This window comes from Brenneria izadpanahii, from assembly GCF_017569925.1.
Taxonomy (GTDB): domain Bacteria; phylum Pseudomonadota; class Gammaproteobacteria; order Enterobacterales; family Enterobacteriaceae; genus Brenneria; species Brenneria izadpanahii.
Genome location: NZ_CP050854.1, coordinates 101,885 through 114,650, shown reverse-complemented (window position 1 = coordinate 114,650; position 12,766 = coordinate 101,885). Strand labels below are relative to the sequence as shown.

Genomic DNA, 12,766 nt, shown 5'->3' with positions numbered 1-12,766 from the left:
CTTAACTAACCAGACGCCGGCTATCGATTTTCTGCAACGCCATCGACAACAGCAGACTGCCCAGCAGCGCGGCGCTAAAGATGTAGAAGATATCCAGCACCGGCTGCGACGGGATATCCATATCGTGGGTACGCAGGTAATGAATAATCAACGCATGGAAACCGTAAATCGCCAGCGAATGGCGCGATATCAGAGCGAGTCCGGGTAACGCCGGCTGATTCAGATAGCGCTTAAACACCGCCAGCAGGCTGACCGCGGCCAAAAAAACCAGCGGGCCGCAATAGATATAGAACGTCTGGTTAAAGTTATCGCTCAGCAGCGAGTGATGCCGGGTGCCCATCGCCACCAGCGCCACGCACACAATAAATGCCGGAATGGCCGCCATCGCCACACGCCGGGGAATATCCAGCATCCCTAACGCCCGCCCGACCACCGCATACAGCAGATAATAAAACGTATCGCCGTAGATATAGAGATTCACCGGCAGCAGTTTGACGCCGGCAAACTCAACCTGACTCATATTCGGGTTGGCGATCACCGCCAGCAGCACGATGAAAACAGCCAGATATTCGCCCGGCACCGGCTTAACTTTGATTAAGGGGGAAAACAGGTAGATCGCCACGATCGCGTAGAAAAACCACAGGTGATAAAAAATCGGCTTTTGCAGGAATTGTCTGGCGGCGTTCAACGGGTTAATCGGCGTCAACGTCGCGATATAAATCAGCGTAACGGCGCTGTAAAACAGAATACATAAGCCAATACGCAGGAAATGCTTCTTCCGCGCGCTGCGTTCGCCGAAAAACAGATATCCCGAGATCATAAAGAACAGCGGCACGCAAACGCGGGAGGCCGAGTTAAGGACATTCGCCACATCCCAGTGACCGTCGCCCGGCTCTCCCCCGGCGGTAATGTAATAGGTTGTACTGTGGATCAGAACGACCATCATACAGGCCACGGCCCGCAAGTTATCAATCCAGCCGATCTTCCCGGTCATGCATAACCTCTGGGAGAAACAAAAGATATCGCACAGGGTAGGACGTGTTGATAAACCACACAATGGGGAATGGGCTGAATACGGAAATGTCGCCGGAGATGCCCGCCTTCGCGAGCATGACGATAAAAGAGACTTGATTGCCGATTGAATTTATCAGAGGTGGTGAGCGCCCCCGCAAACATAACGGAGGCGTCATATTGATTAAAACAGCCCCATTGGTTTTTCCGAGTAGCTCACCAACAGGCATTTGGTTTGCTGGTAATGCTCCAGCATCATCTTGTGGTTCTCACGCCCGATGCCCGACTGTTTGTAACCACCAAATGCGGCGTGCGCCGGATAAGCGTGGTAACAGTTGGTCCAGACGCGTCCGGCCTGAATGCCGCGCCCCATGCGGTAGGCAACGCTGCCGTTACGGCTCCACACGCCCGCGCCAAGACCGTATTCGGTGTCGTTGGCGATTTCCAGCGCATCATCCATGGTTTTAAACGTCGTTACCGCCAACACCGGTCCGAAAATCTCTTCCTGGAAGACGCGCATACTGTTTTTACCGAACAGAATCGTAGGCTCCAGATAATATCCTTTTGCCAGATCATCCGGCATCGCTTTGCGCCGTCCCCCCGTCAGTACCCTGGCGCCTTCTTTCTTACCGATATCGATGTAATTGAGAATGGTGTCCAACTGTCCGGCGGATACCTGAGCGCCCATCATGGTCTTGCTATCCAGCGGATTGCCGACGCGAATGGACTCAACGCGCTTGAGCGCCCTTTCCATAAATCGGTCGTAGATCGATTCTTGCACCAGCGCCCGGCTCGGACAGGTACAAACCTCTCCCTGATTAAAGGCGAACAGCGTGAACCCTTCCAGCGCCTTATCGAAGAAGCTGTCTTCTTTATCCATCACATCCGCAAAGAAGATATTCGGCGATTTGCCGCCCAGCTCCAGCGTAACCGGCGTCACGTTCTGAGCCGCATAGCCCATGATTTGCTGCCCCACCTCCGTCGAACCGGTGAACGCCACTTTGGCGATGCGTTTCGAGGTCGCCAGATATTCGCCAATCTCACTGCCAGAGCCGTTCACCACGTTAATCACGCCCGGCGGCAGAATATCCTGAATCAGCTCCATCAGGACAAGTACCGACATCGGCGTCAGCTTGGCGGGTTTAAGCACGATACAGTTCCCCGCCGCCAGCGCGGGCGCCATCTTCCAGCAGGCCATCAATAGCGGGAAGTTCCAGGGGATGATCTGGCCGACTACGCCAAGCGGCTCATGAAAATGGTAGGCGACGGTATCGCTGTCGATTTCACTAATCGCCCCCTCTTGAGAGCGAATGCAGGCGGCAAAATAGCGGAAGTGGTCAATTGCCAGCGGAACATCCGCGCCGCTGGTTTCCCGAATGGGTTTACCGTTATCCCAGGTTTCCACCATAGCCAGCCGTTCAAGATTCTGCTCCATTCTGTCGGCGATGCGGTTCAGCAGCAGAGAACGCTGCTGCACGGGCATGGCGCCCCACTCGGCTTTCGCCTTATGGGCGGCGTCCAGCGCGTGATCGACATCCCGCGTGGAGGAACTGGCGACTTCGCACAAAGACTGGCCGGTCACCGGCGTCAGATTAACGAAATACTCTCCTTTTTCAGGCGGAACCCAAGCTCCCCCGATAAAGTTGTCATAGCGTTTTTTCAGATTAAGCGCGTCATACTTACCGGTCGTCGTCCGGCTTTCAGAGATGTCATATGCCATTTCAATCTCCTTCTCGCGGTCTGGGTGCGCGGCGGAGCCGCAGTGAAAAAAGAGGTAATGTGAAAAATTAACATCAGACGTTAATTAAAAGTTATTAAATAGAGAACATGGTTAAATCCTAGGCAGGGATCGAGGTTTATGACAGCTTCCGGCGCAGAAGAATATTGACTCTTCGAAGAAGATCACATTTCCGCAACCATAAACAAACAAATTAACAACCAAAAACCGCGCACGATCGCTGCCTGCAGAGAAAAGTTCGCATCGGCCTGGAGGCGGTGAAATAATACCGGAATGAATCGGCGACACTCACTCATAGGTCTTGCAGGTGAAAAGCGTTAATCCACAATCAGTCCCGCTCCCTACGGGAGCTTGCCGGCGCACGGTAAACCATCAGGGCTCTCTGGCACAGCCGCAGGACGACTGGCTGGCGGAAGAAGTACCGGTGGCGCTGGTCTATAACGGTATTTCACACGTGGTGATGATGTCGTCGCCGAAAGATCTTGAGCTGTTTGCGCTGGGCTTTTCGCTGTCGGAAGGCATTATCCAGTCGCCGCAGGACATCTACGGCATTGATGTTCAACCCGTATGCAATGGCATTGAAGTGCAAATCGAACTTTCCAGCCGCCGCTTTGCCGGTTTAAAAGCGCGGCGGCGGGCGATGGATGGCCGTACCGGATGCGGCGTTTGCGGCGTGGAGCAACTGGCAGAGATCGGCAAACCCATTACGCCTTTGCCGTTTACGCAAACCTTCCCGCTACGCCGCCTTGAGTCTGCATTGACGCAGTTGAAGACGGTGCAACAGGTGGGCCAATTAACGGGCTGTACTCATGCCGCCGCCTGGATTACGCCGGATGGCTCGCTAAGCGGCGGCTGTGAAGATGTCGGACGCCACGTCGCGCTGGATAAGCTGCTGGGTATGCGCGCGAAAAATCCGTGGCGGCAGGGCGCCGTGCTGGTTTCCAGCCGGGCCAGCTATGAGATGGTGCAAAAGTCCGCCATGTGCGGCGTAGAGATCCTGTTTGCGGTTTCCGCCGCGACTTCACTGGCCGTTGAGGTCGCCGAACGATGCAATTTAACCTTGGTGGGATTCTGCCGGCCTGGCCGTTCCACCATCTATACGCATCCGCAGCGGTTGTATGAGTAGCGGCGGCGGCAAAACAAAAACCGGACGCCCGACTTTAGACCGATTTGTTTTAGCTCATAGCATAACCACATAAGCGCTTGATATACGGGGTTGCACGGGCAAACGTTATCGCCTTCAAACGCGAATAATCATTTTCAATATCATTTAATTAACTATAATGAACTTAATTCTTACGCGGTGCTAACAAAAGCAGTGCCGCAATATTTTGTGTACTAGAATGATTGTGTACGATACCCATTTTCAGTACTACAACAGTTCGGTACTACAACCACGGAGATGCTAAACATGAGTTATTCACTACCATCCCTGCCTTATGCTTATGACGCGCTGGAGCCACATTTCGACAAACAAACGATGGAAATCCATCACTCCAAGCATCATCAGACCTACGTCAATAACGCTAATGCAGCGCTGGAATCCCTGCCTGAGTTCGCCAAGCTGTCTGCGGAAGAACTGATCGCGCAGTTGGACAAAGTGCCGGCGGAGAAAAAAACCGCTTTGCGTAACAACGCAGGCGGCCACGCCAACCATAGCCTGTTCTGGAAAGGTCTGAAACTGGGCACTACGCTGACCGGCGATCTGAAAGCCGCCATCGAACGCGATTTCGGCAGCGTTGACGCTTTCAAAGAGAAATTCGAGCAGGCCGCCGCGACTCGCTTTGGTTCCGGCTGGGCTTGGCTGGTGCTGAAAGATGACGGCAAACTGGCCGTGGTTTCCACCGCCAACCAGGATAGCCCGCTGATGGGCGAAGCCATTTCCGGCGTATCCGGCTACCCCATCATCGCGCTGGACGTATGGGAACACGCTTACTACCTGAAATACCAGAACCGCCGCCCAGACTACATCAAAGCGTTCTGGAACGTCGTAAACTGGGACGAAGCCGCCAAACGTTTCGCAGAAGCGAAAAAATAATCTGCGCTATTGATTGATGACCGTACCGCCGGATCTCATCCGGTGGGATCGAATAGGAAGCGGGATCGCTCCCGCTTCTTATTTGATATTCAGTATTCAGATGAACTTGAACCTGCCGAACGAACGGTGACGGCAAGGAAATTCGCCGCAGTTACGCCCCAACGTCTTGGGATAAAATCCCCCCTAAGGTAAACATCGCACGGCAAAGGCGTAGCGATATTAAGCTCTGTTATTTAGTCGTATAACCAACGGCCAGCGCTAGCCGAATCTATTAGCATTTTAACTGTCAATGGTGCGGATTCGTGATGATCGGTTCGCAGGTAAGCAGGAAGGATGGCGTTCGGCAGGAAACGGATCCCCTCATTAGGGAAATATCGTCGGAAATTAAAATTACTCATATCGACATTTAGGCTTTCTGCATATTCCTCCAGAAAACCGCTGGCATCTTCCGGTAGAACGCTTTTCTTGCCTGTGCTCAGCGAATCTTCATCCGCCATATCCCAAAAGTGCTTTTTTATCAGTGCGCGTACATGGTCTGCGTTGTTCATTATCGTTTGTCTCCTGATTCGACCATGAGCTCGTAACGATGTATTACATTGCGGGTTATTATCGCCAGATCATAAGCAGTGAATACAGCGCCAACACTGGTTGTATAGGACCATTCGCCGCGTAACATTTCAATGGAACAACAAGGAAGATTCGGAATGAGTAAGCACTCAGAGATACTTGATGAAAGGCAAGCCACCACTGAAAAATATGGACTGGTTTATACGGAGATACTTGGCTGGATTGATCTTGGTCACACGCAAGAAGCAGATATTCAGGCGAAGCCGCCCATACTGGGAACAAAAAAGCATCGCACTGGCGCTGATGATGACAATGGCGCGGAGATTTGAAGCGTTCCGGGGTTCTTTTCCCAACAACTACGAGACAGATAGCGGATTCAGCGGCGAGGGTCTGGTTTCTGATTTACTCGGTTTCTATCGCATTATGTCGGTTCAGAACCTTTTATCAGAAAACGTAATTTTGCCGAGGGGTGACGAAACGTTTGTCATTTTTGGCGCCGCCAATCCCCCTGAAAGGTTAAAGTATTGTTACTTATTGCCGATAATTTATACGTGACTCTATCGTGTGATTTATATACCGATACGCTGTGCTTCACACGACATCTTATGGCGCAGCCTTCCCCTGTCAGCGGTATGACGAGTGATGCGTGCGCCGGAAGACGTGTTCTGTTCATGAGATAGCGGAAGAAAAATATGGCGATAAAATTCGAAGACATCAACGTCGGTAAAAAATTAGGTTTAGGTTTCTTCCTGGTCTTAATGATGACGGTGGTTATCGCTGGCGCCGGCGTCATGCATATTGATGAATTGAAAGAAAGCATTGATAAGGTGAATTTAAGCAACAATATCAATGACGAAATTAATCAGGCCAAATATTACCGGGCGCGCTACAGCACAACCTATGATCCTGAAGATATAAAACAGAACAATATCAGCATTGATAAAATCAATGCCTACATCTCCCAGGCTAAAGAACAGAACTGGCCTGAAAGCATCAACGCCAAATTCCCGCAGATGGAAAATCTGATCGCCGAATACCAACAGAAACAGCAAAGTTACATCGATGCCGTGCATAAAAAGGACGATGTCAGGGAAAGCTGGAATATTTCCGAAACCGAAGAGCCATTAAAAAGGCTAGGCGAACAATTTATTACCGACTACAGCGCGATGACGCTGCAATTACAGCTTGCCGAGTTGAATCAAAAATTGATGGCCGTGCGTTATCATGTCCGCGGCTTGCTGCTGTCGCGCGATGAGGCGGCGCAGACCAAACTCGCGGCGGCCATTAAGGAGGCGCAAACCGCGCTGAACGCGCTGTACCAAAATCCGTATCTGTCCACGGAACAGCAGGCGATACTTACGCCGGTCCTCGACACCATTAACGTGTATGAAGGGCGCGCCATGGCGTATATCCCCGCCTATCAGGAAGAAATAGCCCAGGCGCGGCAGATGCAGGATATCGCGGATCGGCTCAATACGATCGTCAAATCCCTGCTTGACGAACAGCTACAGCTCACACAGCAGGATATCCGTTCATCCGAGATACAGTTGATCGTCACCGCGCTTGTTACGCTGCTTCTTGGATTACTGGTTTCCTGGTTTATCTCGCGCCAAATTACCACGCCGCTGCATAAAACGCTGAATATGGCCGAACGCATAGCTACCGGCGATCTCACCATGACCATCGACGCCACTCGTCGCGATGAACTGGGGCAGCTCATCCGCGCCATGTCGAAGATGAACGCCAACCTGCACAACATGATCGACGAGATCCGCGTCGGCGTTAGCCAGATCTTTACCGCCTCAAGGGAGATCGTCGCCGGCAACACCGATTTATCCTCACGTACCGAACAACAGGCCGCCGCGGTTGAGCAAACCGCCGCCAGCATGGAACAGTTAACCGCAACGGTAAAACAGAATGCGGACAATGCGCACCACGCCAATACGCTGGTTATCAGCGCGTCGCAAACGGCGCAGCAGGGCGGCGAGCAGGTGAACAACGTGGTGAAAACCATGACTGATATTGAAAACAGCTCCAGGCGCATTGCGGAGATCACCTCTGTTATCAACGGCATCGCTTTTCAGACCAATATTCTGGCTTTGAACGCCGCCGTTGAAGCCGCCCGCGCGGGCGAACAAGGACGGGGATTCGCCGTGGTCGCCAGCGAAGTGCGCAATCTGGCGCAGCGCAGTTCGCAGGCGGCAAAAGAAATCGCGGACCTGATCGCCGAATCCGTCGAGCAGGTTAGTCACGGGGCAACGCTGGTCGGCAATGCGGGTAAAACGATGCATGATATCGTTACCTCTGTGACCAAGGTGCATAGCCTTATGGGCGAGATCGCCACGGCTTCAGATGAACAAAGCCGGGGAATTACGCAGATCAATCAGGCGATTGTAGAAATGGACAGCACCACCCAGCAGAACGCCGCGCTGGTCCAGCAATCCTCTGCGGCGGCGGATTCGCTGGAAGAACAGGCCGCGTTGCTCAAACAGGCGGTTTCCGTATTTCGTCTTGTCAGCTCGCAGGACGATGAAACGCCCGCCGGCATCGCCCTTTCCCATGCCTCGCCGCAGTTGGGCTACAAACGGTAATGTCTACCACCGCCGGAGCAGTGCCGCCTATGAGCGCGAGGCTGACGGGTAGCGCCGGCAGATACGGTACCCACTTGATCAGGCTGGCTGGGTTGAGGGATAAACGGCCTAGCCGCGACGCGGCTCTAGACTTCGGGGATGACACAGCCTGTTTATCTATCTTTCAGGCATCCCTGAGGATTTAATCCATGCGGACAACAAGGTCTGCATGGCTAGGGGAATGGCGAATACGATATTAATCAGAAGCGGCGCCGGTTTAAAATGGTTTAGGGGCGTAGCCCGTCATTTCTTTTAAACCCATCTCACGCCCCAACGCCGTCATCGGGTGCACCACCACCAATCCGCGAACGCTTTTCTTCAATGCGCCCAGATTGGCCTGCTCTTTTTTGGTAATCACGCGGCTGAAAGGCAAGCGGGTCAATTTTTTCGCTTCCTGGCTGAGTTTTTGCTCGCGCACATTACGCAGACGCTCAATTTCCGCCGCCAGCTTCTCGCATGCCGCCAAATTAAGGGCTATCGCTTCGGCATCTCCCTGCTCCAGCAGGACGGTTTGCTTACGATTCAACTTATCCAATTGATCGCTAAGACGTTTAATTTCTTCTTTTTCCTGCTCTTTCATAACTTATAACCCGTATGCCCTTCTTGACTTGACGTTGGAGAACCATGCGGGGGCAAGCATACACTAAACCCTGTTCCAGGTGCAGCGAACAGAGAACGAAAACGCAGGTTAAAAGGCTTTTTTCAAGCTAATCCGGGAAATCAGCTCCGTAAGCGATAATACCAACGTGGAGCGGACCATCTGCTGATAACGCTGCTGCTGCATGCCAATCAGCAAGGTATCGTCAGGATCGCCCCCGGCGGGAAGCGGCGGCTCGGTAGGTAGGATGTTGACGCAGTGCAGTTCGCCGACCGTGCCGAGAATTTCATCGTCCGTAAAGTGATAATCATGCTCGTCGATCAATAATTCTTCGCCCAGCGCCATCAGCAATTCGGCGTCCTCATACTCTTTACGGCTGATCATCCCTAATCCGTAAATCAGCTTGAGACGTACGCACAGATCCCCCAGCGGCCCGGTTCCCATCATCAGCGGTTCGACCGCATATTTAACGGCATAGTCATCCTTGCGGAACACCTGCAACATAAGAATACTGACCGCCTCAGCCAGCAACTCAACGGCCCGGAGCATGAAGTCGCGCACCGTGATTGCTGAATTCAGCGATTCAAGCACCCGGTTTTCAAACGCCTGTGTTTCTTCCATCGTCCCTCTCGCACCGTTAACCCGCACATATATTCCTCATCCCCCGGCAATAGGATTTACCGACGGATAGGGTGATGCCGGTTATGCCCGACATCACCCGAACTGAACGCCCCCAAGGATCAAGAAGAGGAAATGATCTGCCTGGCGCCGAGACGCGCCGATTACGGCATGGCGTTATAGGCGCTCACCGCCTGGGCGACAACCTGGCTGTCGGCATCCAGGCCGGAAATCTGCGCCAGTGTCGCTTGCGGCCCAAGTTTTTCCAATAGCGCCGCCAACTCCTGCGCCTGGGGATCCTGCTCACTGCGGAAATGCATCGCCGCCGCAATGCCGATAATCAGATTATCATGCGGCAGTTGGTACTCCAGCGTCCCCAGCAGCGGCTTAATCAGCCGGTCGCCGGCGCTCAGTTTGCGCAATGGCTGACGGCCCACGCGCTCAACGTCGTCGTGCAGGTAGGGGTTTTCAAAACGGCTGAGGATCTTATTGATGTAAGCGGCATGTTTCTCAGGATCGAAGCCGTAGCGCTTAATCAATACCGCGCCGCTCTCCTCCATCGCCCCTTTGACCACGGCGCGCACTTTCGGGTCGAGAATGGCGTCACGGATAGTCTGGTGTTTGGCCTGCTGCCCCAGATAAGCGGTAATGGCGTGGCCGGTGTTGAGCGTAAACAGCTTGCGTTCGACAAATGCCATCAGATTATCGGTCAACTCCATACCGGGAATAGCCGGAGGCGTACCCTTGAACTGGGTTTGATCGACGATCCATTCGCTGAAGGTTTCTACCGTCACGGCCAGCACATCGCTGTTGCCGGCTTCGGAAGGCGGAACGATACGGTCAACGGCGGAATCGACGAATCCCACATGTTCCGCCGCCCACTGCTGCTGAGCCGCCGGCAGCAGTTTCAGCACATGCTGCTTGAGCTGACTGGTGCCGCGCACCATATTTTCGCAGGCGATAATATTCAGCGGCCGCGAATTGCCGTTGGCATGCCGTTTCACCAGCCCCTGCGCGATAGCGCCGGCGATCTTTTCCAGAATTTGCGGCCCGACGGCCGTGGTGACCAGATCGACTTCGGCAATCAGCGCAATCGCCTCCGGACTGCCGCTGTGAACGGCGCTGACGTTACTAACGGTATCAAGGCGCGTTTGTTCTCCCACGATGCGGACCTGATAGCTTTTGCGGCTGTTCAGCGCATCCAGCAGCGTCTGATTGACGTCGGCGAAAGTCAGTTCGACGTTGGCGTCGGCCAACAATTTACCTATGAATCCCCGGCCGATATTACCGGCACCAAAATGTAATGCTTTCATCATGCTTTACCCTTTTAAAACAACATTCAGAAAAGAGGCCGTCCACGGTTGGCATCGCCGTGAACTCAGGCGCTCTTTTTGCCCGACAGCAGATCGAGCACATCCTGCACGTTCTGGGTATGCGCCAGACGTTCAATCACTGATTCATCATCCAGCGCGTTCGTCAGGCTGGCGATGACCTGAATATGTTCGTTATTACGGGCGGCAATACCGATAACCAGGCGAGCGACGTCATCATCGCTTTCGCCAAAGCGCACGCCGTCGGGGAACTGGCAGAAGACCACGCCGGTTTTCAGCACCTGGTCTTTCGCTTCGATCGTCCCGTGCGGCACCGCGATGGATTCGCCCAGATAGGTTGTCGTCAGTTTTTCACGCTCCAGCATGGCATCAACGTAGGCCGGTTCGACGTAACCGCCTTTCACCAGTTGTTCGCCGGCAAAACGGATCGCCTGCTCTTTGGTGTCCGCATGTTGATTAAGGAACACATTGGCGGCGCTCAGTTGGAACAGTTTCGATCCTTCAGCGGCAACATCCGGTTTAGCGGCTTCGCTAACCGGCGCCTGAGAAGCGCCGCCCTGTGCGGCGACAAGACGCGCGACCAGATCGCTATATAGCTGGCTGTCAAGGAAGTTGGTCAACGAGATATGCTGAGCCTGCGGCGCATGGCGCAGCGCGCGTTCGGTCAGGTCACGATGGGTAATGACCAGATCGACGTCTTCCGGCAGGTTATTGATGGCGCTGTTGGTGACGGAGACATTTTTCAGCCCGGCATCCTGCACCTTCTTGCGCAGCACGCCGGCCCCCATGGCGCTGGAACCCATACCGGCATCACAGGCGACGATGATTTTACGCACAGTGCTCAGATCGCCGCTGACGCCGGCGTTGGCGCGATCGCCGCCTTTCGCGGACGATTTCATATCCTGCATGCGGCGAGTGGCTTCGCTAAGATCTTCCTCGGTTTTGTTTTTCGTGCTTTTCAGCAGAATCACGGAAACCACGAAGGACACGGCAAATGCCGCCGTGATCGCCACAATATTGGCGAAGTACGCGCCTTTCGGCGTCATTGCCAGCACGGCCAGAATCGATCCCGGAGACGCCGGAGAAATCAAACCGCCGCCCAGCAGGCCGAGGGTAAACACGCCGGTCATACCGCCTAGGATAACGGCAATGATCAGGCGCGGATTCATCAGCACGTAAGGGAAGTAAATTTCGTGGATCCCGCCTAAGAAGTGGATAATCGCCGCCCCTGGCGCAGACTCTTTGGCGTTGCCGCGGCCAAAAATCATATAGGCGACCAGCACGCCGAGGCCGGGGCCGGGGTTGGCTTCAATCAGGAAGAAGATGGATTTCCCGGTTTCAGTCGCCTGCTGAATACCCAGCGGCGAGAAGATGCCGTGGTTAATCGCATTGTTCAGGAACAGAATTTTCGCGGGTTCGACGAAAATAGAGGTTAACGGCAACAGGCCGTTGCGCACCATCACGTTTACGCCGGCGGCCAGCGCCTGTGAGAAGAGTTCGACCAGCGGGCCGATGGCCAGAAACGACAGGATCGCCAACAGCATGCCGATAATACCGGCGGAGAAGTTGTTGACCAGCATTTCAAAACCGCTTTTGATTTTGCCGTCAACCAGGCGATCGAAACGCTTAATGGCCCAGCCGCCCAACGGGCCGGCAATCATCGCGCCCATGAACATGGGAATATCCGTCCCGGCGATAACCCCCATCGTGGTGATCGCGCCGACGACGCCGCCGCGTTCGCCAAACACCAGGCGGCCGCCGGTATAACCGATCAGCAGCGGCAGCAGGTAGGAGATCATTGGCCCGACAAGTTTCGCCAGCGTCTCGTTAGGGAGCCAACCCGTAGGAATAAACAACGCGGTAATAATACCCCAGGCGATAAATGCGCCGATGTTGGGCATCACCATGTTGCTTAGAAAGCGACCAAAGTTCTGAACTTTGATCTTGATATCTGGTGAAAGCATAAAAACACACTCCTATTGAGCGCGCTGACGATGAGAGCGCGTGATTTTTATCGTGAGCGGAGTGACCAATATCCGTCCGCATTCCCGTATGCAGTACGGACTCTAGCACTCTGTTTTCGCATAGCAACTGAGCCCCTTTTTTGTGACAAAAATCACACATTCGACCCACATCAGGGTCACAAATGAGTGATGGAGTTCACAAAAAGGGGAAAATTGAACAAAATTCGGACAATGGAATCAGATGGATATGTGACGCGCATCACATATCCTT

At 53.7% G+C, this 12,766-nt stretch carries 10 protein-coding genes and 2 pseudogenes; 4 read left to right on the top strand and 8 right to left on the bottom strand.

From position 1 onward, the window contains the following. Window position 1: 1 nt before the first annotated feature. Window positions 2–994 (bottom strand): acyltransferase, encoded by a 993-nt coding sequence (locus tag HC231_RS00480; protein ID WP_208229246.1) that lies wholly within the window; start codon window positions 992–994, stop codon window positions 2–4. Window positions 995–1,195: 201 nt separating this feature from the next. Then, window positions 1,196–2,731, bottom strand: a complete 1,536-nt coding sequence (exaC, locus tag HC231_RS00475; protein ID WP_208229245.1) for an acetaldehyde dehydrogenase ExaC — start codon at window positions 2,729–2,731, stop codon at window positions 1,196–1,198. A gap of 325 nt (window positions 2,732–3,056) precedes the next feature. Here exaC and fdhD point away from each other — a divergent pair, with 325 nt between their 5' ends. Together fdhD and sodA are read left to right on the top strand one after the other, a co-directional pair. Further along, window positions 3,057–3,875 carry a formate dehydrogenase accessory sulfurtransferase FdhD gene (fdhD, locus tag HC231_RS00470; protein WP_208229244.1) on the top strand — a complete coding sequence of 273 codons (819 nt, stop codon included), beginning with the start codon at window positions 3,057–3,059 and terminating at the stop codon, window positions 3,873–3,875. 285 nt (window positions 3,876–4,160) lie between these two features. Then, window positions 4,161–4,787 carry a superoxide dismutase [Mn] gene (gene sodA / locus HC231_RS00465; RefSeq protein WP_208229243.1) on the top strand — a complete coding sequence of 209 codons (627 nt, stop codon included), beginning with the start codon at window positions 4,161–4,163 and terminating at the stop codon, window positions 4,785–4,787. Between the two features lie 233 nt (window positions 4,788–5,020). Here the strand turns inward: sodA and HC231_RS00460 are convergent, their stop codons facing one another. Continuing rightward, window positions 5,021–5,335, bottom strand: coding sequence for a DUF1493 family protein (locus HC231_RS00460; RefSeq protein ID WP_208229242.1), 315 nt, complete (start codon window positions 5,333–5,335; stop codon window positions 5,021–5,023). Then, window positions 5,335–5,466: pseudogene (locus HC231_RS24275) on the bottom strand (STM2901 family protein); the annotation flags it as partial. The pseudogene HC231_RS24275 and the gene HC231_RS00460, both read right to left, overlap by 1 nt. A gap of 25 nt (window positions 5,467–5,491) precedes the next feature. Here HC231_RS24275 and HC231_RS24270 point away from each other — a divergent pair. Together HC231_RS24270 and HC231_RS00450 are read left to right on the top strand one after the other, a co-directional pair. Beyond that, window positions 5,492–5,792 (top strand): annotated as a pseudogene (locus HC231_RS24270) (hypothetical protein); the annotation flags it as partial. A gap of 254 nt (window positions 5,793–6,046) precedes the next feature. Beyond that, window positions 6,047–7,945 (top strand): methyl-accepting chemotaxis protein, encoded by a 1,899-nt coding sequence (locus HC231_RS00450; protein WP_208229241.1) that lies wholly within the window; start codon window positions 6,047–6,049, stop codon window positions 7,943–7,945. 256 nt (window positions 7,946–8,201) lie between these two features. Here the strand turns inward: HC231_RS00450 and HC231_RS00445 are convergent, their stop codons facing one another. The 4 genes from HC231_RS00445 to HC231_RS00430 all read right to left on the bottom strand — a co-directional run bounded on the left by HC231_RS00445 (window position 8,202) and on the right by HC231_RS00430 (window position 12,495). Next, a complete protein-coding gene (locus tag HC231_RS00445) occupies window positions 8,202–8,564 on the bottom strand; it encodes a YibL family ribosome-associated protein (protein WP_208229240.1) in 363 nt (120 codons plus the stop codon). Window positions 8,565–8,672: 108 nt separating this feature from the next. Beyond that, window positions 8,673–9,203, bottom strand: a complete 531-nt coding sequence (locus HC231_RS00440; RefSeq protein ID WP_208229239.1) for an MltR family transcriptional regulator — start codon at window positions 9,201–9,203, stop codon at window positions 8,673–8,675. A 161-nt stretch (window positions 9,204–9,364) separates the two neighbouring features. After that, complete coding sequence (locus HC231_RS00435) at window positions 9,365–10,513, bottom strand: mannitol-1-phosphate 5-dehydrogenase (RefSeq protein ID WP_208231172.1); 1,149 nt, start codon at window positions 10,511–10,513, stop codon at window positions 9,365–9,367. A 65-nt stretch (window positions 10,514–10,578) separates the two neighbouring features. Beyond that, window positions 10,579–12,495, bottom strand: a complete 1,917-nt coding sequence (locus HC231_RS00430; protein WP_208229238.1) for a PTS mannitol transporter subunit IICBA — start codon at window positions 12,493–12,495, stop codon at window positions 10,579–10,581. Window positions 12,496–12,766 lie beyond the last annotated feature (271 nt).

Excerpts from the sequence above, each read along its gene's own strand:
- HC231_RS00480 (WP_208229246.1), bottom strand. The coding sequence starts at position 994 with ATGACCGGGAAGATCGGCTGGATTGATAACTTGCGGGCCGTGGCCTGT.
- HC231_RS00440 (WP_208229239.1), bottom strand. The coding sequence starts at position 9,203 with ATGGAAGAAACACAGGCGTTTGAAAACCGGGTGCTTGAATCGCTGAAT.
- HC231_RS00445 (WP_208229240.1), bottom strand. The coding sequence starts at position 8,564 with ATGAAAGAGCAGGAAAAAGAAGAAATTAAACGTCTTAGCGATCAATTG.
- exaC (WP_208229245.1), bottom strand. The coding sequence starts at position 2,731 with ATGGCATATGACATCTCTGAAAGCCGGACGACGACCGGTAAGTATGAC.
- HC231_RS00460 (WP_208229242.1), bottom strand. The coding sequence starts at position 5,335 with ATGAACAACGCAGACCATGTACGCGCACTGATAAAAAAGCACTTTTGG.
- HC231_RS00450 (WP_208229241.1), top strand. The coding sequence starts at position 6,047 with ATGGCGATAAAATTCGAAGACATCAACGTCGGTAAAAAATTAGGTTTA.
- HC231_RS00435 (WP_208231172.1), bottom strand. The coding sequence starts at position 10,513 with ATGAAAGCATTACATTTTGGTGCCGGTAATATCGGCCGGGGATTCATA.
- HC231_RS00430 (WP_208229238.1), bottom strand. The coding sequence starts at position 12,495 with ATGCTTTCACCAGATATCAAGATCAAAGTTCAGAACTTTGGTCGCTTT.
- sodA (WP_208229243.1), top strand. The coding sequence starts at position 4,161 with ATGAGTTATTCACTACCATCCCTGCCTTATGCTTATGACGCGCTGGAG.